The organism is Streptomyces sp. NPDC005878 (assembly GCF_040629815.1).
Taxonomy (GTDB): domain Bacteria; phylum Actinomycetota; class Actinomycetes; order Streptomycetales; family Streptomycetaceae; genus Streptomyces.
This window is the reverse complement of the sequence record NZ_JBEXWK010000002.1, coordinates 483,354-503,226: the sequence shown is the minus strand read 5'-3', so window position 1 is coordinate 503,226 and position 19,873 is coordinate 483,354. Positions and strand designations below refer to the sequence as shown.

15 protein-coding genes are annotated in these 19,873 nt (G+C 73.8%); 5 read left to right on the top strand and 10 right to left on the bottom strand.

Features of this window, described 5'->3' with window-relative positions:
- Positions 1–262 precede the first annotated feature (262 nt).
- From wecB to ABZ404_RS06185, 5 genes are all read right to left on the bottom strand, one after another.
- Positions 263–1,393, bottom strand: coding sequence for a UDP-N-acetylglucosamine 2-epimerase (non-hydrolyzing) (gene wecB / locus ABZ404_RS06205; RefSeq protein WP_358836521.1), 1,131 nt, complete (start codon positions 1,391–1,393; stop codon positions 263–265).
- Positions 1,394–1,528: 135 nt separating this feature from the next.
- On the bottom strand, positions 1,529–2,221 hold the full coding sequence (locus ABZ404_RS06200; protein ID WP_358836522.1) for a response regulator transcription factor: 693 nt from the start codon (positions 2,219–2,221) through the stop codon (positions 1,529–1,531).
- Positions 2,218–3,351 (bottom strand): ATP-binding protein, encoded by a 1,134-nt coding sequence (locus ABZ404_RS06195; RefSeq protein ID WP_358836523.1) that lies wholly within the window; start codon positions 3,349–3,351, stop codon positions 2,218–2,220. Before ABZ404_RS06195 ends, ABZ404_RS06200 begins: the two co-directional genes overlap by 4 nt.
- A 67-nt stretch (positions 3,352–3,418) precedes the next feature.
- Entirely contained in the window at positions 3,419–5,056 is a 1,638-nt protein-coding gene (locus ABZ404_RS06190) for an ABC-F family ATP-binding cassette domain-containing protein (protein WP_358836524.1), read from the bottom strand.
- A 171-nt stretch (positions 5,057–5,227) separates the two neighbouring features.
- Entirely contained in the window at positions 5,228–6,247 is a 1,020-nt protein-coding gene (locus tag ABZ404_RS06185; RefSeq protein WP_358837516.1) for an oxidoreductase, read from the bottom strand.
- A 64-nt stretch (positions 6,248–6,311) separates the two neighbouring features.
- Between ABZ404_RS06185 and ABZ404_RS06180 the strand changes: the two genes are divergently transcribed.
- Complete coding sequence (locus tag ABZ404_RS06180) at positions 6,312–7,244, top strand: FAD-dependent oxidoreductase (protein ID WP_358837517.1); 933 nt, start codon at positions 6,312–6,314, stop codon at positions 7,242–7,244.
- 9 nt (positions 7,245–7,253) lie between these two features.
- On the opposite strand, the gene ABZ404_RS06175 is transcribed toward ABZ404_RS06180, so the two are convergent.
- Both ABZ404_RS06175 and ABZ404_RS06170 read right to left on the bottom strand, forming a co-directional pair.
- Positions 7,254–8,528, bottom strand: coding sequence for a M14 family metallocarboxypeptidase (locus ABZ404_RS06175; RefSeq protein ID WP_358837518.1), 1,275 nt, complete (start codon positions 8,526–8,528; stop codon positions 7,254–7,256).
- Positions 8,525–10,519, bottom strand: a complete 1,995-nt coding sequence (locus tag ABZ404_RS06170; RefSeq protein ID WP_358990170.1) for a Xaa-Pro dipeptidyl-peptidase — start codon at positions 10,517–10,519, stop codon at positions 8,525–8,527. The genes ABZ404_RS06175 and ABZ404_RS06170 overlap by 4 nt, the downstream gene beginning before the upstream one ends.
- Positions 10,520–10,711: 192 nt before the next feature.
- On the opposite strand from ABZ404_RS06170, the gene ABZ404_RS06165 reads away from it, so the two are divergent.
- Together ABZ404_RS06165 and ABZ404_RS06160 are read left to right on the top strand one after the other, a co-directional pair.
- Positions 10,712–12,202, top strand: coding sequence for a M1 family metallopeptidase (locus ABZ404_RS06165; RefSeq protein WP_358836871.1), 1,491 nt, complete (start codon positions 10,712–10,714; stop codon positions 12,200–12,202).
- A gap of 177 nt (positions 12,203–12,379) precedes the next feature.
- Positions 12,380–13,408 (top strand): LacI family DNA-binding transcriptional regulator, encoded by a 1,029-nt coding sequence (locus tag ABZ404_RS06160; protein WP_358836870.1) that lies wholly within the window; start codon positions 12,380–12,382, stop codon positions 13,406–13,408.
- On the opposite strand, the gene ABZ404_RS06155 is transcribed toward ABZ404_RS06160, so the two are convergent.
- Positions 13,371–14,279 (bottom strand): oxygenase MpaB family protein, encoded by a 909-nt coding sequence (locus tag ABZ404_RS06155; RefSeq protein WP_358836869.1) that lies wholly within the window; start codon positions 14,277–14,279, stop codon positions 13,371–13,373. The two genes, ABZ404_RS06160 and ABZ404_RS06155, sit on opposite strands and share 38 nt — an antisense overlap.
- A gap of 208 nt (positions 14,280–14,487) precedes the next feature.
- On the opposite strand from ABZ404_RS06155, the gene sph reads away from it, so the two are divergent.
- Together sph and ABZ404_RS06145 are read left to right on the top strand one after the other, a co-directional pair.
- The gene (gene sph, locus ABZ404_RS06150) at positions 14,488–15,477 is read left to right on the top strand and encodes a sphingomyelin phosphodiesterase (RefSeq protein ID WP_358836868.1); all 990 of its coding nucleotides are present in this window, start codon (positions 14,488–14,490) and stop codon (positions 15,475–15,477) included.
- Positions 15,478–15,575: 98 nt separating this feature from the next.
- Positions 15,576–16,319 (top strand): MerR family transcriptional regulator, encoded by a 744-nt coding sequence (locus ABZ404_RS06145; protein WP_358836867.1) that lies wholly within the window; start codon positions 15,576–15,578, stop codon positions 16,317–16,319.
- Positions 16,320–16,415: 96 nt separating this feature from the next.
- Here ABZ404_RS06145 and ABZ404_RS06140 read toward each other — a convergent pair whose 3' ends face one another.
- Together ABZ404_RS06140 and ABZ404_RS06135 are read right to left on the bottom strand one after the other, a co-directional pair.
- Entirely contained in the window at positions 16,416–18,608 is a 2,193-nt protein-coding gene (locus tag ABZ404_RS06140; RefSeq protein WP_358833186.1) for a 3-hydroxyacyl-CoA dehydrogenase NAD-binding domain-containing protein, read from the bottom strand.
- Positions 18,609–18,657: 49 nt separating this feature from the next.
- Positions 18,658–19,872 (bottom strand): acetyl-CoA C-acetyltransferase, encoded by a 1,215-nt coding sequence (locus ABZ404_RS06135; RefSeq protein ID WP_358833185.1) that lies wholly within the window; start codon positions 19,870–19,872, stop codon positions 18,658–18,660.
- Position 19,873: the final 1 nt, after the last annotated feature.

Here is a 19,873-nt window from a genome sequence, read left to right as displayed (position 1 = left end):
GGGGCGCGGGGACCGGCGCGTGCGGCCGGCCGCGACCGCCGACGAGCGGCCGGTGCGGTCCGCACGACGCGCTTGCGGTCCCGACGACACGGGCCCCCGAAAGGACGCGGGCAACCGTGGGGCCGCCCGCGCAGACGGGGCGAACCGCGCGTGCGGCCCATCGCGGCCCGGGCGCTCACGGTCGACGCTGCCCGTGCGCTCGCGGTCCGGGCCGGCCCGTGAGGGGGCGCGTGCAGCTCCCCGCCGGGGTGCGGGCGGGCGGTTACGCCGCCGCGTACAGCCCGGGTGCCGCGGTGGTCACCGCCTCCAGCAGCCCCACGATCCGCCGCGAGGCGCCCCCGTCCCCGAACGGGCTCGGCAGCGCCGCCAGACGCGTGCGACCGGCGGCGCCCAGGGCCAGCCCGGCGCGCGCGGCGCGTCCCAGCGCGGGCCCGGGGGACACCAGGGTCGCGAAGTCGCCCATCGCCTCGGGCCGTTCGGTGGAGTTGCGGACCACCACCAGGGGCCGTCCGAGCACCGTGACCTCCTCCTGGACGCCCCCGGAGTCGGAGACGAGCAGCGCCGCGTGCCGCGCGAGGGCGAGGAACTCGCGGTATCCGAGCGACCGTGTCACCCGCAGCGGCGCGAGCAGCCCGGCCAGCCCCGCCGCCTCGACGCGGGCCCGGGTCCGCGGGTGCAGCGGCAGCACCACCGGGACGTCCGCCGCGAGCGCGGCCAGCTCGGTGAGGATCGCCCGCAGGGCCGCCGGGTCGTCGGTGTTCTCGGGGCGGTGGACGGTGGCCAGGACGAAGCCGTCCTCGGCGAGCCCCAGCCGCTCCAGGTACGCGGCCCGTTCCCCGGCGTCCGGGAGCTGACCGCGGACGGCCTCGACCACCGTGTTGCCGGTGACCTCCACGCGCGCGGGGTCGACGCCCTCGGCCAGCAGGTTGTCCCGGTTCTGCGGGGTCGCCGCGCACAGCACGTCCGCGAGCCGGTCGATCAGGACGCGGTTGTGCTCCTCGGGCATGTTGCGGTCATGGCTGCGCAGCCCGGCCTCGACGTGGACGAGCGGGATCGACCGGGCGTTGGCGGCGAGGGCGCCGGCGAGGGCCGCGTTGGTGTCGCCCTGGACCACCACCGCGAGTGGGGGCCGGGCCTGGAACAGCGCGTCGAGCTGGGCCAGGGCCGCCGAGATCTGTACGGCGCGGGGGCGGCCGCCGATGCCGGTGAGGTGGGTCGGCTCGGGGATGCCGAGGTCGGTGAGGAAGCGGCCGGAGAGCTCCTCGTCGTAGTGCTGTCCCGTGTGCACGACGTGCGCGGCGGGCCCCAGCAGCCGGATCAGCTCGGTGAGCTTGACCAGTTCGGGGCGGGTGCCGAGGACGAGGGCGATGCTGCGGGGCGGCAGTGCGGGCACGAGGACTCCAGGGAGGGACCGACCGGGACGTCCCCCAGGGTCGCCTTCGCCCGTTGCCGGGACGGATCGCAGTCGGTTGCTCCAAGGTTGCGAAACCGTATATTCCCGGAATTCGGGACTTTCGGCCCGCGCGGCTCAGGGGCCTTGGTCCCCCCGGTAGCGGTAGCCCATCCCCCGCACCGCCTCGATCGGGTCGCACTCCACACCGCCCGCCCCCTGCTGGAGCTTGCGCCGCAGGCGGAGGACCGCGAACTTCACGCGGTCCCGGCCGATGCCCTGCGGATCGTCCCAGACCTGGTCCAGGAGCTGGTCGGTGGTGACCACACGGCCCCGGTTGCGGACCAGGAGCTGGAGCAGGCGGTACTCGATGTCGCTGAGGCGGACCTCCTCGCCGTGCCAGAGGGCGGAGCGGCGCTCGGGGACCAGGCGCAGCGCGTCGTCCTGGGCGGCGCCCGCCCAGCGGGCGGGGGCGGCGCGGCGCAGCAGGGCCTCGACCCGGGCGAGCAGCTCCTCGTTCCCGAACGGCTTGGGCAGGTAGTCGTCCGCCCCGGCCCGCAGGCCCCGCACCCGGTCGCTCTCGGCGCCGCGCGCGGTGAGCAGCAGGACCGGCAGGTCGGTCATGTCCCGGGTGCGCTCCAGGACCTGCCAGCCGTCGAGCCCGGGCAGGCCGATGTCGAGGAGCATCAGGTCGGGGCCGTCGGCGAAGAGGCGGCGCAGCGCCTCGCGGCCGTCGGCGGCGGCCGCCACCTCGTATCCGGCCCGGGTCAGCAGCACCCGCAGCGCGGTCGCCACGTCGGCGTCGTCCTCGACGACGAGGATCCGCGTCACGGCGCTCCCCCCGCGTCCGCGGGCCCGGCGACCGGCAGCCGCAGGGTGAACAGGGCTCCCCCGCCGGGCGCCTGCGCGACGCCGAGTTCACCGCCGTGGCGGCGGACGATGTCCCGGCTGAAGGTCAGGCCGAGTCCGGTGCCGGGGTAGCCGCCGCTCTCGGCGTTGGGGGCCCGGAAGAAGCCGGAGAAGACCTCCTCGCGGTGGGCCTCGGGCACCCCGATCCCGGTGTCCGCGACCGTGATGCGCCAGACGTCGCCCTCCGGGGCGGCCCCGATGGTGACGCGGCCGCCGGGCGGGGTGAACTTGGCGGCGTTCTCCAGCAGGTTGGCCAGGACGCTCTCCAGGCGGTGCTCGTCGCCGTGGAGCGGCGGCCCGGGAGCGCAGTCGAGGACGGTGAAGAGCCCGGCCCCGGTGAGCGCGGGCATCCGGTCGTGCACGGCGTGCTCCAGCATCCGCGCGATGTCCACCTCGCCGAACTCCAGCCGCAGCCGGGGCTCGCGCATCCGCGTCGTGTCCAGCAGCGTGGTGATCACGGCCGCCATCCGCCGGGCGTTGCGGTCGATGGCGTCGAGGAAGGCGCGGCGGTCGGCGTCCAGGGGGCCGCAGGCCGGGTCCGCGAGCAGCTCGCAGAAGCTGATGATGGAGGTCAGCGGGGTGCGCAGCTCGTGCGACGCCGAGGCCAGGAACTCGTTGCGCTGGCGGGCCAGCTCGGTGAGCGCCTCGTTGTCGCGCCGCAGGGCGTGCTCGCGGCGCTTGTCCTCGGTGATGTCCTCGGCGGTCCACAGCGACCCGAAGGGCCGCCCGTCGGCGTCGTAGAGCGGCTCCACGTCGCGGCGGATGACTCGGCCGTCGGTGAGGCCGATCTCGGCCGCCCGGTGGATACGGCGGCGGGCGATGGCGTGGGTGCTCTCCACGGCCCAGGCGGGGCGGTCGGCGAAGGTGTCGCAGACCGCCTCGACGACGGGTCCGAGCGGCGCGCCGGGCTCGTACGGGACCCGGCCGGCCAGGGCGAACATCTCGACGAAGCGGCGGTTGACGGCGACCACGTGCTCGTCGCCGCCCTGCACGATCGCCGCCCGGGGCAGCGCCTCCAGAACGGCTTGCAGCCGGTCGCGCTCGCGGTCCACCCGCTCACCGTACGCGCGGACCGCCCGCCGCTCGCGCGACGCGCGCGGCCCGTCGCCCGGTGGCGCCCTACTGCTCGGTGACCTTGCCGTCGGCGACCTCGACGCGCCGGGTGGTGCGGACCGCGTCCAGCATCCGCCGGTCGTGGGTGACCAGGAGCAGGGTGCCGGTGTAGGAGTCGAGGGCGGACTCCAGCTGCTCGATCGCCGGGAGGTCGAGGTGGTTGGTCGGCTCGTCGAGGACGAGCAGGTTGACGCCCCGGCCCTGGAGCAGCGCGAGCGCGGCGCGGGTGCGCTCGCCGGGCGAGAGCGAGGCGGCGGGACGCAGCACGTGGTCGGCCCGCAGCCCGAACTTGGCGAGGAGGGTGCGCACCTCGGCCGGTTCGGTGTCGGGGACGGCCGCGCAGAACGCCTCCAGCAGCGGCTCGTCGCCGACGAAGAGGCCCCGGGCCTGGTCGACCTCGCCGACGACGACGCCGGAGCCGAGCACGGCCCGTCCCGCGTCGAGCGGGATGCGGCCGAGCAGGGCGGCGAGCAGGGTGGACTTGCCCGCGCCGTTGGCGCCGGTGATGGCCACGCGGTCGGCCCAGTCGATCTGGAGGGTCGCGGGGCCGAAGGTGTAGTCGCCGCGCCGGATCTCGGCCTGGCTGAGGGTGGCGACGACGGCGCCCGAGCGGGGCGCGGTGGCGATCTCCATCCGCAGCTCCCACTCCTTGCGGGGCTCGTCGACGACGTCCAGGCGCTCGATCATGCGCTGGGTCTGGCGGGCCTTGGAGGCCTGCTTCTCGCTGGCGTCGCTGCGGAACTTGCGGCCGATCTTGTCGTTGTCGCCCGCCTTGCGTCGGGCGTTCTTGACGCCCTTGTCCATCCAGCCGCGCTGCATCAGCGCCCGGCTCTCCAGGGCGGAGCGCTTGTCGGCGTACTCGTCGAAGTCCTCGCGGGCGTGCCTGCGGGCGGTGGCCCGCTCCTCCAGGTACGCCTCGTAGCCGCCGCCGTAGAGGGTGATCTGCTGCTGGGCGAGGTCGAGTTCGAGCACCTTGGTGACCGTGCGGGTGAGGAACTCGCGGTCGTGGCTGACCACGACCGTGCCCGCGCGCAGGCCCTTGACGAAGGACTCCAGGCGCTCCAGACCGTCGAGGTCGAGGTCGTTGGTGGGCTCGTCGAGCAGGAACACGTCGTAGCGCGAGAGCAGCAGCGAGGCCAGTCCCGCGCGGGCCGCCTGGCCGCCGGAGAGGGCCGTCATCGGCTGGTCGAGGCCGACGGTGAGGTTGAGGGTGGCGGCCACCTCCTCGGCGCGTTCGTCGAGGTCGGCGCCGCCGAGGTCGAGCCAGCGCTCCAGGCTCTCGGCGTACGCGTCGTCGCTGCCGGGCGCCCCTTCGACCAGGGCCTGGGTGGCGGCGTCCATGGCCTCCTGGGCGGCGGCCACGCCGGTACGGCGGGCCAGGAAGGCGCGCACGCTCTCGCCGGGGCGCCGGTCCGGCTCCTGCGGCAGGTGTCCCACGGTGGCGCCGGGCGGGGAGAGCCGCAGCTCGCCCTCCTCCGGGGTGTCGAGTCCGGCGAGCAGGCGGAGCAGGGAGGACTTCCCCGCGCCGTTCGCCCCGACGAGGCCGATGACGTCACCGGGGGCGACGACGAGGTCGAGCCCGGCGAAGAGCGTGCGGTCGCCGTGGCCGGCGGCGAGGTCCTTGGCGACGAGAGTGGCAGTCATGAGGACACCGATCCTACTGGGCCCGCCGGCACCGGCCGACGGATCCGGGCGCGGTCCCCGGGCCGCCGCGCCCGCCCGGCCGCCCCGCCCGGCCGCCCCGCCCGTCGCCGGGCCCCGCTCCCCCGCTCCCGCGAGGGGACCGTTTCAGCCCGCTCCCGCGAGGGGACCGTTTCAGCGCACCACCGCCGTGGTGATCACACCGCCCGTGGTGCGGGCCACCAGGAAGGCCTCCCCGCGCAGGGCGCGCTCGTCCAGCGGGATGCGGTGCGGGCCGGGGTCGAGGACCGCGTCCAGGACCTCCTGGGCGTGGACGCGGCGCAGCCGGTCCAGACGGTAGGCGGTGAGCCGGACACGGCAGGTCGCGCCGACCGCGAGCCGGGCCTCGTCCGGGGAGGCGGACAGATAGGTGAGCCGGCGCTGGGCGAGCGGGGTGCGGTCCAGGGCCTGTTCCACCTGGGCCACCAGGAGGGGGACGATGGGGGCGAGGCCCGTCACGTACACGGGGTGTGCCCGGGCGCGGGTGAACGCGGCGCGCACCGCCGCGCGTTCGGTCTCGGACACCGCGCGGCCGAAGGTGACCGCCCCGTAGCCGCGCAGCTCCTCGTCGATCACGTCGGTCACGTCGTGGGCGATGTCCGCGCCGATGCCGATCGAGCGCAGGGCCGCGGCGAGCTTGCCGAGGACGGTCGCGCGGGCCCCCACCAGCAGGACCCGGCGCCGGGGCGGCTCGTCGCCCAGCAGCCGCTCCAGGGCGGCTCTGTACTCCTCGCCGCGGAAGCGGAACGGCCCTATCCCGTGGTAGCCGTTGAGCACCAGGTCGGGCACGGGCTCGGTCTGCCAGGCGAAGTCCCGCCAGATGATGTCGTCCCCGGAGCGCTCGATCACGGCGGTGACCGCCCCGCACGCCAGGTCCTCGCACTCCGGGCAGGCATAGACCACGTACCGCCCGTCGGCCAGGGGCGGTTCGGTCTCCAGGAGCAGGCTGCGCACCTGGGCGCCGAGGACGGCGGGCGGTACGTCCGCCGCGAGCGGGGAGACGGCGTCCAGGTCGGCGAGTCGGAGCAGCAGCGGCCGGCCGTCGACGACGAAGTCCAGGAAGTCGCGGTGCACTTGGGGCCGGCCGGCGGCCCCCGCGACATTGCCCGCCCGCATCGCGGGGGCGAGGGCGAAGGTCGCATACGCGGCAGACATGTGCTGAGTATTCCCCTCTGCGGCTGATCCGAGCACGGTGTCACCCATCCGCTACCGTCCCTTCATGAGCGAGCAGATGATCGTGCTGGGCAGCGGTGTCATCGGTCTGACCACGGCGGTGGTCCTTGCGGAGGCGGGCCACCGGGTGCGGGTGTGGAGCAGGGATCCGGCCGGGGCGACGACCTCGGCGGTCGCGGGGGCGCTGTGGTGGCCGTACCGCATCGAGCCCGCCGGACGCGTCGGCGACTGGGCGCTCGCCTCCCTGCGGGTGTACGAGGAGCTGGCAGCCGATCCCGGCCGGACCGGGGTGCGGCTGGTGGAAGGGGTGCAGGCGGGCGTCCGGCTCGGTGAACTGGGGCCCTGGGCGGCCGAGGTGGCGGGGCTGCGCGAGGAGGCGCGGGGGGTACGGGCCCGCATACCCCTGATCGACATGCCGGTCCATCTGGCGTGGCTGCGCGGACGGCTGGAGGCGGCGGGCGGGAGTGTCGAGACGCGGACGGTCCAGACGCTGCCGGACGCGCCGGTGGTGGTCAACTGCACGGGCCTTGGCGCCCGTACGCTCGTCCCCGACCCCCTGGTACGGCCGGTGCGCGGCCAGTTGGTGGTCGTGGAGAACCCCGGGGTGGTCGAGTGGTACACCCGCGTCGACCACTCCGCGGGCGAGACGACGTACTTCTTCCCGCAGCCCTACGGGCTGTTGCTCGGCGGGACCGCGCAGGACGACGTGTGGGACCTCACCCCGGACCCGGCCGTCGCGCGGCGGATCGTGGAGCGGTGTGCGCGGGTGCGTCCGGAGATCGCGGGGGCGCGGGTGCTCGCCCACCGGGTGGGGCTGCGCCCGGTGCGGGACAGCGGGGTGCGCGTCGAGGCGGAGTCCACGGCGTCCGGCGGGCTGCTGGTGCACAACTACGGGCACGGCGGCGCCGGGGTCACCGTGGCCTGGGGGTGCGCGCGGGAGGCGGCGGCCCTGGCCGCCTCCCGCGCTCCCCTCCGGTGAGAACCCGTCTCAGCATCGCTGTACGGGTTCGGCCGCCGTCAGCCCGTACGGGGCACGGGTGTCCAGCAGCAGGGGCACGAGCGCCCGCAGCGGCTGGCGCAGCGGGACGAACGCGCCGTCCCCGGACCGCCGCACCCGGACGCCGTGCAGGGCGAGGCGGTCCTTCACCTCGGCGTACCGGGCGGCGGTGAGGCGGTAGCCGCAGGGCGGGTCGGTGAGGGTCTGCGCGGGCGTGGCGGGTTCGTTGTCCGCGCCGCCGAGGTACACCGGCCCCCGGTCGCGGTATCCCGCGAGACGGGCGGCCGTGGTCGCCGCCTCGACGCCGGCCCGGCGCTCGGCCGTGAAGTCCAGCAGGCCGCGCAGTTCGGTCAGTTGGGAGGCGACCCGGCGCCGGTTGTTGAGCGCCGGGTCGGCCTTCTCGGCGTCGGTCGCCGGGTCGACGCGGCTCTCGATGAGCAGGCCCACGGCGTGCTTGAGGCCCGCCGTGTTGCGCAGGATGCGCTCCTGGCCGTCGCCCGCGACCTGTTTGACCGGCTCGCCGGTGACCGGGTCGGTCCAGATGCCGTACGTGCCGGTGGAGAAGCCGTCCGCGCGAGCGGCCCGCCGTACGTACGCCTCGGACAGCGTCCTGGCCTCCTCGTGCACCGCCGGGGCGGTGTTGAGGTTGCGCGGCCACAGGTCGAACAGGTCCTTGTCGTAGTACCCGGGGGTGGCGCCGTACTCGTGCAGGTCGTAGACGACGTCGGGCTGTACGTCGCGGAGCACGGCGGCCACGGCCCGTGCCTCGGCGGTCCGCAGGGCGATGTGGTCGCGGTTGACGTCGACGCCGTCGGCGTTGACACGGGTGTCGGCGGCCCGGCCGTCGGGGTTGGCGGTGGGCACGACGTAGAGCGTGGTGTGGGCCGGCAGCCGCCGGGTGGCGCGGTCCTCGGCGTAGGCGAGGTCGCGGACGGTGGCCAGACAGGCCTCGCGGCCCGCCGGTTCGTCGCCGTGCTGGCCGCACACCAGCAGGATCCGGTGGGCGGTGTGCCCGCTGCCGACGCGGACCAGCTGGAGCGGGCGCCCCTGGGTGGTGGTGCCGATCCGGGTGACCGAGGCGCGGTCGCCGCCCCGGGCGACGGCCGCCAGGAAGTCCTGCTCCTCGGCCTCACTGGTCCAGCGCGCCCCGGCGCTCGTCTCGAAGCCGGTACGGGGCGGGCTCGCGGTCGCCCGCGCCGGGGCGGTCACCAGGGGTACGGCGAGCGCGGCTCCGGTCAGGCCCAGGAGCAGCGCGCGGGCCCTCACCGGGCCCCCGGGACCGGGCGCGCCGGGCGCGGGACAGCGACCCCGGCCGGGTGCGGGACCTGGGGGGCGCCGGAGTGCGGGGCGCCGGTGGTGGCCCGCCGGAACGCCCCCGTACCGCCGAGGAGCGGCAGCTTCGCCGAGGTGCGGGCCAGGTCGAGGGTGAGGGTGGGGCGGCTCGCGGGCGGGTCGATGAGGTCCCGGTCGGTGCCCGCGACGATCAGCGCGAGGCGGTGGCCGGCCGGGACGACGTGGTCGGTGGCGTGCAGGTCGAGGGTGATGGTGTACGCCCGGCCGGGCGTCAGCGGCTGTCCGGTGCCGCCGGCGTAGTTGCCGAGGTCGGCCCAGCCGCGGCTGACCACGGTGAGGTCGACGGCCTTGGTGTCGGCGCGGGTCGCCTTGAAGCAGGCGCTGTCCCCGGCCGTGCTCTCGCCCCAGCAGGTGCGGTCGGTGCCGGTGAGGATGCCCTCGCCGTCGCCGCCGTAGTCGCGGATGGTGTCGGGGCCGAGGTCGGCGAGGACCGCCGAGAGGTGGGCGCTGGTGGTGCTCGGGGTGGCGGTGACGGTCACCGTGGAGGAGCCGGAGAGCCGCAGGTCGCGCGTGAGCGGCCCGGTCGTGAAGCCGGCCTTCTCCGGGGTGGAGCGGTCCACGGCCGCCGTCCAGGCGGCCTCGCCCAGCTGGGGGTCGTCGGTGAACGTCTCGGTCGCGCCGGCGGCCGCGGGCGTCAGGGAGAGGCCGCCGACTCCGGGCGCGGGGCCCGCCACCGGGCGCAGCACGGCGTCACGGGTGCCGGCCGGGGGCCAGGTCCGGTCGGTGGACCACTGGTCGGGGTGGCGTTCGACGTCGGCCATCGGCGCGCGCTCGATGCCGTTGTCGTAGCCGAGGAGGTAGTGGTCGAACCACTGGTGGAGGGTGGCGACCCAGTCGGCGCGGCGGTAGTCGAAGGGGTCGACGTGCCCGGTCTGGGAGAGCCAGATCTTGCGTTCGACGCCGTGCGCGGCCAGCGCGTCCCACCACTGGCCGAAGTTCTTGGGGCGGACGTTCAGGTCCTGCATGCCGTGCACCACGAACACGCTCGCCGTCACCCGGCCCGCGTCCGCCACGTAGTCGCGCGCGCTCCACAGCGGCGTCCAGTCGCCGGTGCGCGGGGCGCCCTCGACCAGTTTCCGCTGTACCGCGTCGCAGTTCGTCCGGGCACCGGGGCTCTCGACGTAGTGGGAGAGCCAGTCGGGCCCGGAGTCGTAGAGGGGCGCGCCCTTGGCGAAGTAGTAGTCGTACCAGGAGGAGATGGAGCTGATGGGGACGATGGTCTTCAGGCCCTCGACGCCGGTGGCGGCCACACCGTTGGCTATGGTGCCGTCCCAGCTCTTGCCGATCATGCCGGTCCTGCCGTTGCTCCAGCCCGCGTTCGCCCGCTGGTTGCCGGTGCGGGTGGTGTAGGCGCGGGCGCGGCCGTTCAGCCAGTCGACGACCGCCTTGGCGGACTGGATGTCGGAGGGGCCGCCGATGTCGACGCAGCCGTCCGACCGATTGGTTCCGGCCAGGTCGACGCCGACGAAGGCGTAGCCGCGCGGTACGAAGTAGTTGTCGTAGAAGAGCGGCATCTGGACGACGTTTCCGCGCGCGTCGTACGTCTTGAGCTGGCTCTCGTTGCCGCGCCCGCAGCAGGCGTAGTACGGCGAGGCGTCCATGATGACCGGGATCCTGCGGCCCTGGTCCGCGGGTTCGCGGGGGCGGACGATGTCGACGGCGACCCGGTCGTTCCGGCCGTCGCCGTCCGCGTCGAGCCGGGTGTCGACCCAGACGGACTCGCGTATGGCGTTCGCGTACGAGTAGACGGGTGTGCTCTCCCTGGGGCGTGCCGCCTGGGCGCCCGCCGGGGAGAGGAACAGGGCCGTCAGTGCGGCCGCGACCGCCACCACGAGCAGGCGCGCCCGACCGGGCGCCCGGAGCGATCTGAACCTCGTGCGACTGAACCGCGCAGGTATCGGCATGGAAGCGGACGGTACTCGCGTCAACTCCCGTGCAAAAGGGGGCAGGTACGGTCGGAAGACGACCGGCGGTGAGCTGCGCTCCATGTCGGCGCAATGGCGATCGTGTGACAGCAGGAGCCATGGACATGACTTGCCGGGCCTGCGCTGAATAGGGTCCCAAGAGATCGTTCACCCCGACGACTTGGAGCACTCGTGCACCGCAGAATCCTCGCCCCGGGCGTGCTCGCCGCGTCGCTGCTGCTGGCGATCCCGGCATCGGCCGCCGACTTCACTCCGGGCGCGCCGGGTATCGGCGACCCCTACTACCCGAGCAGCGGCAACGGCGGTTACGACGTTTCCCACTACGACCTGCGGCTGAAGTACCAGCCCGCGACCGACCTCCTGGAGGGCACGGCGACCCTCCTCGCCACCACCACCCAGGACCTCTCCCGCTTCAACCTGGACTTCGGGCTCGCGGTGAGCGAGGTGCGGGTCAACGGCACCTTGGCGAAGTACGCCAGGACCGGCGCCCAGGAGCTGGAGATCACCCCGGCCGCGCCGCTGCCCCGGGGCCGGTCGGTCTCGGTGGTGGTGAAGTACGCGGGCAAGCCGTCCGAGCTGAGCATCGACGGGTACACCGCCTGGCACCGCACCCCGGACGGCGGGGTGGCGGCGCAGGAGCCCGACTCGGCCGTGTGGTGGTTCCCCTCCAACGACCACCCGCTGGACAAGGCCACCTACGACGTGTCGGTGCTGGTCCCGGACGGCACCCAGGCGATCAGCAACGGCACGCTCCAGTCGCAGAGCTCCAGGCTCGGCTGGACCCGCTACAACTGGCGCTCGAACAAGCCGCAGGCGAGCTATCTGACGACGCTGGCGATCGGCAAGTTCGACGTCACCACGGACACCACCGCCAACGGTCTGCCGGTGATCAACGCCTACAGCAAGGACCTGGGCGACAACGACGGCGCCGCGCGCGCCAGCGTCGAGCGCACCAAGGAGGTCACCGAGTGGCTGAGCGGCGTCTTCGGTCCGTACCCGTTCAACTCGGTCGGCGGCTATGTGCCGAACGTGACCACCGGCTTCGCCCTGGAGACGCAGACCCGGCCGTACTACAGCCCCCGGCAGTTCGCCAACGGTGCCAACGTCTCGGTCGTCGTCCATGAGCTGGCCCACCAGTGGTACGGCGACAGCGTCTCGGTGAAGGGCTGGAAGGACATCTGGAACAACGAGGGCTTCGCCCGCTACGCCCAGTGGCTCTGGTCGGAGAAGGAGGGCGAGGGCACGGCGCAGGAGCTCGCGGACTACGTCTACGCGCAGCACCCGGCCGACGACCCGTTCTGGAAGGTCCGGCCCGGTGACCCGGGCCCGGAGAACCAGTTCGACCTCGCCGTCTACGACCGGGGCGCGCTCGCCCTCCAGGCGCTGCGCAACGCGGTCGGCGACGAGGGCTTCTTCGCGCTCCTGAAGGGCTGGCCCACGGCCCACCAGTACGGCAACGCCACCGTGGGCGACTTCGTACGGTACGCGGAGAAGATCACCGGCAAGCCGCTGGCGGGTCTCTTCGACACCTGGCTGTACCAGCCCTCGAAGCCCGCGGCCCCGGCCGCCAAGAAGGCGCGGGTGGCCGCGGGAGCACCGGCGGCGCAGCCGAAGTCCTGGAAGAAGATCGCGGCGACGAACAGCCTCCACGACCACCACTGAGGCCTCCGCCGGCCGCGTGTGACGCGATAACGGGCTGTCCGTGGCCCGTCGCTCGGTCCCCCGCGCCCCTTCGGGGGCGCGGGATTCGCGGGTTCACGCACCCGTGGCCGGGCTCTGCGCGCCGCATACGCTGTGCGGGGCACCACGCCACCGCCGCGCGTACGAGGAGCGTCCGCCGTGATCGAGCAGCACCCGGGCTCCCGCCCCACGCTGGAGGCCGTCGCCGCGCGCGCCGGCGTCTCGCGGGCCACGGCCTCCCGGGTCGTCAACGGGGGCGCGGGCGTCCGGCCGCCGCTCGCCGACAGGGTGCGCCGTGCCGTCGCGGAGCTGGGGTACGTGCCGAACCACGCGGCCAGGACCCTGGTCACCCGCCGCACCGGCGCCGTCGCCGTGATCATCCCCGAGCCGGAGATCCGGATCTTCTCCGACCCGTTCTTCTCCGAGCAGATCCGGGGCATCAGCAGGGAACTCACCGCGCACGACACGCAGTTGGTGCTGCTCCTGGTGGAGGGACCGGGCGACTACGACCGGATCGCCCGTTATCTCGCGGGCGGCCACGTCGACGGCGCGCTCGCCTTCTCGCTGCACACCGACGACCCGCTGCCCGCCATCGCCCGCAGGACGGGGATGCCGACGGTGTACGGGGGCCGACCGGGCTGGCCGCTGGCGCCGGGCGAGGAGCCCGTCCCGTACGTGGACGCCGACAACCGGGGAGGCGCCCGCCGGGCCGTGCGCCATCTGCTCGGGCTCGGCCGGACCCGGATCGCCCATATCGCGGGCCCGCGCGACCAGACCTCGGCGACGGACCGGCTGGAGGGGTTCCACGACGTGCTGCCCGGCGCCGAGCTGGTCGAGGAGGGCGCCTTCACGGCCGGGAGCGGGGCCCGCGCGATGGCCCGGCTGCTCGACCGCTGCCCGGACCTGGACGCGGTGTTCGCCGCGAACGACCTGATGGCCTCGGGCGCGCTGCGGACCCTGCGCGAGCGGGGGCGCCGGGTGCCCGAGGACGTGGCCCTGGTGGGTTTCGACGATCTGCGCGGGGTGGCCGAGACCACCGACCCGCCGCTGACCACGGTCCGCCAGGACATCGAGGGGATGGGCCGGCTGATGGCCCGGCTGCTGCTGCGGGGCCCGGACGCCGGGACGGGGATCCCCCCGGCGCCGGTCATCACGGAGACGGCGCTGGTCGTACGGGCGTCGGCCTGAACCGTCGCGGCCCGGCGCCCCGGGCCCGCGCCCTCGCCTCGCGGGCGAGCGGAAGGTAGCGCAGCCGCTCGGGCAGGACGGGCACGACGGCCCGCACCACACGGCCGAACCGGCGCAGCCGTCGCTCCTGTGCGTCGGTCCACTCCAGGCCCAGCGCCTCGCGGGCGTCCGGCGGCAGGAACCCGAGGGTCACGAACCGCCGGAAGCGCGCGATACGGGGCAGCAGGACCGGCCACAGCAGCCGGAGCAGCAGCCGGACGGGGAGCGGGCCCCGGTCGGGGGCGGGGACCCGCACGTCGACGGATATGAGCTCCTCCACCACCGTGTTGGTGGCGATCTCGTCGGCCAGCACCTTGCGGTAGTACGGCCAGAACTCCTCGATGGTCTGCGGCATGTCCCGGTCGTGGATGCCCAGGACGCGTCCGACCTGGAGCCACTCCGCGTACATCAGCCGCTCCTGGGCCTCGGTGAGAGGGCGGTTCAGATACTTCTGGGAGTGGGCGAAGACGGGGTAGCCGGTGGCGTGCACCCAGGCGTAGTTGGCGGGGGTCAGGGCGTGGTAGCCGCGGCCCCGGGTGTCGGTGCCCCGGATGGTCCGGTGCAGCCGGCGCAGCCGCCGCCCCTCCTCGGCGGCCGCCTCGCCGCCGTACACCCACAGCTGGAGCGAGCGCAGGGACCGCTCGCCGCGCCCCCAGGGGTCGGTGCGGAACACGGAGTGCTCGTCGACCCCGGCGCCCACGGCCGGGTGCGCGACCTGGAGGGCGAGGGCGGCGGGCAGCGTCAGGAGCGTCCGCACGTCGCCGGCGAGGCTCCACAGGACACCGCCGGGCGCAGGCGGGGCGGGGACGGACGGCGTGCGGCTCTCGATCATGTATCCAGAGTTACCAGATGACAGATCACACAATTCCCCACCTGTCACCACACGCGGTCACGGGCCGGGCACCCACGCGCCGGAGCACGAGCGCCCGCGCGTTCCGGCCCCGGCAAGAAAGGCGCCACCAGACGGTTACCCCGAAGTAACTGTGGCTGGTTTGATGTGCGCGCCAGTCCAACCCCCCACTCCACCCACGGGAGTTCCAGTGCCGCACTCCGCGCTCCGCCGTGTCCCCGGCGCGGCCCTCGCCGCCGCGCTCACCGCCGCCGCGCTGGCCGCCGCCACCCCGTCCGCCTCGGCCGCCACCACCGCCTCGGACGCGCCCCGGCTGAAGGTCCTCACCTACAACACCTTCCTCATGAGCACCGGCCTCTATCCGAACTGGGGCCAGGAGCACCGGGCCCAGGCGATACCGGCCGCCTCCTTCTTCCGGGGCAACGACGTGGTGGTCCTCCAGGAGGCGTTCGACAACGCCTCCTCGGACGCGCTGAAGCGGACCGCCGCCGCCCAGTACCCGTACCAGACGCCCGTGGTCGGACGGAGCAAGGACGGCTGGGACGCGACGAGCGGCTCGTACTCCTCGACCACCCCCGAGGACGGGGGCGTCACCGTGCTCAGCAAGTGGCCGATCCTGCGCAAGGAGCAGGTGATCTTCAAGGACGCCTGCGGCGCGGACTGGTGGTCCAACAAGGGCATCGCCTACGTCGTGCTGAACGTCAACGGCACCAAGGTGCACGTCGTCGGCACACACCTCCAGTCCACCGACTCCGGGTGCGGCGCGGGCGAGGCCGCCAGGGACCGCTCGCTCCAGCTCAAGGCCGTCAAGGCGTTCCTGGACGCGAAGAACATCCCGGCCGGCGAGGAGGTCATGCTCGCCGGTGACCTCAACGTCGACTCCCACAGCTCCGAGTACGCCTCGATGCTCGCCGACGGCGGGCTGGCCGCCGCGGACTCGCGCACCGGCCACCCGTACTCGTTCGACACCGTGGAGAACTCGATCGCCGCCTACCGCTACCCCGGCGAGCCGCGCGAGGACCTCGACCACGTCCTGCACTACCAGGGGCACGCCCGTCCCTCCGGCTGGAACAACACCGTGGTCAAGGAGCAGTCGGCACCCTGGACGGTCAGCAGCTGGGGCAAGAGCTACACCTACACCGACCTCTCCGACCACTACCCGCTGGTCGCGGGCGGCTGAGCCGGCCTGCGGGCCGTTCCCCGGGTGGGTGACAACAGTGATGAGACAGCAATACTGTTGCGTCGCAGTCCGCGCACCCGGGGAAACGAGGCACCGCCATGGCGACGGAGACCGAGGAGCCGACCCTGACGGTCGACGAACTGGCCGCGCGGGCCGGGGTCACCGTGCGCACCATCCGTTTCTACAGCACCCGCGGTCTGCTGCCGCCCCCCGCGATCGGCCCCCGGCGCGTCGGCCTCTACGGCCCGGCGCATCTGTCCCGGCTCGCGCTGATCGAGGAGTTGCAGCACCACGGGATGACGCTGGCCGCGATCGAGCGGTACCTGGAGCAGTTGCCGCCCGGCCTCAGCGCGCACGATCTGGCCATCCACCGGGCCGTGGTCGCCTCCTGGGCGCCGGACGCGGCCGAGGAGACGACCCGGGCCGAGCTGGAGCGCAGGGCGGGGCGGGCGCTGTCCGACACCGACCTCGACCGGCTGGCCGCGATGAACGTCCTCGATCGGACCGAGGGCGGGGGCGACGCGTTCCTGGTCGACCCCGGGCTGCTGGCACTCGGGGTGCAGTTGCTCGACGTGCCGATCGCGCACGAGACGATCCTGGCGGCCCGGACGGTGCTTTTGGAGCACACCCGCTCGGCCGCGCACGAGCTGACGCGGCTGTTCCGGGACGAGGTGTGGAACCCGTACCGGGAGCGGGAGTCGGACCCCGACCATGTGGCGGCGATGCGGTCGCTGTCGGCCCATATGCAGCCCATGGTGGTGCAGGCGCTGGTCACCGCCTTCCAGCGCTCGCTCAGGGAGGAGCTGCGGGCGGCGTTCCGCGCGGAGAGCCAAGCGGACTGACGGGCGGGCCGGCGGACTGGCGGGACGACTGACCGACGGGTGGGCGGACCGGCGGACCGGCGGGCGGGGGATCGCCTCCCCCGCCCGCCGCCCCCCTCACGCGTCGGTGAACTTCTCGCCCTTCTCCGCCTTCTCCACCAGCAGCGCGGGCGGCAGGAAGCGGTCGCCGTAGCGCTCGGCCAGCTCGCGGGCGCGGGCGACGAACCCCGGCAGACCGGTCGCTCCCCCGGGGCCGCCCACGTACCCGTTGATGTACTGGATCACGCCGCCCGTCCAGGCGGGGAAGCCGATGCCCATGATGGAGCCGATGTTGGCGTCGGCGACCGAGGTGAGCACGCCCTCCTCGAAGAGGCGCACGGTGTCGAGCGCCTCCGCGAAGAGCATCCGCTCCTTCATGTCCTCGAAGGGCACGTCCGCGCCCGGCTTGGCGAAGTGCTCGCGCAGCCCCGGCCACAGCCGTACGCGCCTGCCGTCGCCGTCGTACTCGTAGAAGCCCGCGCCGCCGCTGCGGCCGGGGCGGCCGAACTCGTCCACCATGCGGTCGATGACCGCGTCCGCCGGGTGGCCGGGCCAGACGCCGCCCGCCTCCTCGACCGCGCGCCGCGTCTCGTCGCGGATCTTGCGCGGCAGGGTCAGGGTCAGCTCGTCCATCAGGGAGAGCACCTTGGCGGGGTAGCCCGCCTGGCCCGCCGCCTGTTCGATGGAGGCGGGCTCGACGCCCTCGCCGAGCATCGCGACGCCCTCGTTGATGAACTGGCCGATGACGCGCGAGGTGAAGAAGCCGCGCGAGTCGTTGACCACGATCGGGGTCTTCTTGATCTGGCGGACCAGGTCGAAGGCGCGGGCCAGGGCCTCGTCGCCGGTGCGCTCGCCCCGGATGATCTCGACCAGCGGCATCTTGTCGACGGGCGAGAAGAAGTGCAGCCCGATGAAGTCGGCCTGGCGCGTCACGCCCTCGGCGAGGCCGGTGATCGGCAGGGTGGAGGTGTTGGAGCAGAGCAGCGCGTCCGGCTCGACGATGTCCTGGATCTCCTGGAACACCCGGTGCTTGAGTTCGGTGCTCTCGTAGACCGCCTCGATCACCGCGTCGCAGCCCGCCAGGTCCCGCGCGGTGGCGGTCGGGGTGATGCGGGCGAGCAGCTCGTCGCGCTGGGCCTCGGTGGTGCGGCCCCGCGAGAGCGCCTTGGCGAGGAGCTTCTCCGAGTACGCCTTGCCCTTCTGGGCGGCGTCCGGCGAGACGTCCTTGAGGACGACCTCGATGCCGGCCCGGGCGCACGCGTAGGCGATGCCCGCGCCCATCATGCCGGCGCCGAGGACGGCGACCTTGCGGACCGGGCGCGCGGGGATGCCCTGGGGACGGTTGGCGCCCGAGTTGACGGCCTGGAGGTCGAAGAAGAACGCCTGGATCATGTTCTTCGCGGTCTGCCCGGTGACCAGCTCGGTGAAGTAGCGGGCCTCGATGGTCTGGGCGGTCTCGAAGTCGACCTGGGAGCCCTCGACGGCGGCGGCGAGGATGTTGCGCGGCGCCGGGTAGGGGGCGCCGTTCAGCTGCTTCTTGAGGTTGGCCGGGAAGGCGGGGAGGTTGGCGGCGAACTTCGGGTTCGACGGGGTGCCGCCCGGGATGCGGTAGCCCGGCACGTCCCAGGGCTGCTGGGACTCGGGGTGGGCGTCGATGAAGGCGCGGGCCTTGGCGAGCATCTCCTCGGGCGTGGCGGCGACCTCGTGGACCAGGCCGTTCTCCAGCGCGCGGCGCGGGGAGTACTGGGTGCCCTGGAGAAGCACCTTGAGCAGCGCGTCCGCGATGCCCATCAGCCGTACGGTACGGGTCACGCCGCCGCCCGCCGGGAGCAGGCCCAGGGTGACCTCGGGCAGGCCGATCTTGGAGCCGGGGGCGTCGAGGGCGATCCGGTGGTGGCTGGCGAGCGCGATCTCGTAACCGCCGCCGAGCGCGGCGCCGTTGATGGCGGCGACGACCGGCTTGCCCAGGGTCTCGATGCGACGCAGCGCCTTCTTGATCGCCATACCGGTCTCGAACGCCTGCTGGGCGTTCTCGGGGCCGACCTGGATCATGTCCTTGAGGTCGCCGCCCGCGAAGAAGGTCTTCTTGGCGGAGGTGTAGATGATGCCCCGGATGGAGTCCTTCTCGGCCTCGGCGCGCTCCGCGATCGCCGCGATCGACTCCTTGAAGGCGCGGTTCATCGTGTTGGCGGACTGGTCGGGGTCGTCGAGGACGAGGGTGACGACGCCGCTCTCGTCCTGTTCCCAGCGGATGGTGGTACTCGTCGACATGACTGCCATGTGATGGTGCTCCGTAACGGGTTGGCCGGGAAGAGGACGGTCAGAGACGCTCGACGACGGTGGCGATGCCCATCCCGCCGCCCACGCAGAGCGTGGCGAGGCCATAGCGCCGGTCGCGGCGCTCCAGCTCGTCGACGAGGGTGCCGAGGATCATCGCGCCGGTGGCGCCGAGCGGGTGGCCCATGGCGATGGCGCCGCCATTGACGTTGATCTTGTCGAGCGGCAGGCCCATGTCCCGGGCGAAGCGCAGCACCACGCCGGCGAACGCCTCGTTGATCTCGACGAGGTCGATGTCGTCGATGGTGAGCCCGGCCTTGGCGAGCGCCTTGCGGGTGGCGGGGGCGGGACCGGTGAGCATGATCGTCGGCTCGGAGCCGGAGACCGCCGCGGAGACGATGCGGGCGCGCGGGGTCATGCCGTAGCGCTCGCCGACCTCGCGCGAGCCGATGGCGACCAGGGCCGCGCCGTCGACGATGCCGGAGGAGTTGCCCGCATGGTGGACGTGGTCGATCTTCTCCACCCAGTGGTACTTCTGGAGCGCCACCGCGTCGAAGCCGCCCATGTCGCCGATGGCGGCGAACGACGGCTTGAGGGAGGCGAGCGAGTCGGCCGTGGTGCCGGGGCGCATGTGCTCGTCGTGGTCGAGGACGACCAGGCCGTTGCGGTCCCTGACCGGGACGACGGAACGGGCGAAACGGCCGTCCTTCCAGGCCTCGGCGGCCCGCTCCTGGGAGAGCGCCGCGTACTCGTCGACGTCGCGGCGCGTGAAGCCCTCGACGGTGGCGATGAGGTCGGCGCCGATGCCCTGGGGGGCGAAGTTGGTGTCGAAGTTGGTCATCGGGTCGGCGAACCAGGCGCCGCCGTCCGAGGCCATCGGCACCCGCGACATCGACTCGACGCCGCCCGCGAGCACCAGGTCCTCCCAGCCCGAACGGACCTTGGCGGCGGCCATGTTGACCGCCTCCAGGCCCGAGGCACAGAAGCGGTTCTCCTGGACTCCCGCGACGGTGTCCGGCAGCCCGGCGGCGATCGCCGCGATCCGGGCGATGTCGGAGCCCTGGTCGCCGACCGGGCCGACCACGCCGAGGACGATGTCGTCGATCGCCGCCGGGTCGAGGTCCGAAAAGCGCCCCCGCAGCTCGTGGATCAGGCCGACGACCAGATCGATCGGCTTGGTGCCGTGCAGGGAGCCGTTGGCCTTGCCCCGCCCGCGCGGGGTGCGGATCGCGTCGTACACATACGCTTCGGTGCTCACG

Bases quoted from the DNA above. Each gene is read 5' to 3' on its own strand.
- ABZ404_RS06140 (WP_358833186.1), bottom strand. From the start codon at position 18,608: ATGTCGACGAGTACCACCATCCGCTGGGAACAGGACGAGAGCGGCGTC.
- ABZ404_RS06185 (WP_358837516.1), bottom strand. From the start codon at position 6,247: ATGTCTGCCGCGTATGCGACCTTCGCCCTCGCCCCCGCGATGCGGGCG.
- ABZ404_RS06145 (WP_358836867.1), top strand. From the start codon at position 15,576: ATGGCGACGGAGACCGAGGAGCCGACCCTGACGGTCGACGAACTGGCC.
- ABZ404_RS06190 (WP_358836524.1), bottom strand. From the start codon at position 5,056: ATGACTGCCACTCTCGTCGCCAAGGACCTCGCCGCCGGCCACGGCGAC.
- ABZ404_RS06170 (WP_358990170.1), bottom strand. From the start codon at position 10,519: ATGCCGATACCTGCGCGGTTCAGTCGCACGAGGTTCAGATCGCTCCGG.
- ABZ404_RS06180 (WP_358837517.1), top strand. From the start codon at position 6,312: ATGAGCGAGCAGATGATCGTGCTGGGCAGCGGTGTCATCGGTCTGACC.
- ABZ404_RS06155 (WP_358836869.1), bottom strand. From the start codon at position 14,279: ATGATCGAGAGCCGCACGCCGTCCGTCCCCGCCCCGCCTGCGCCCGGC.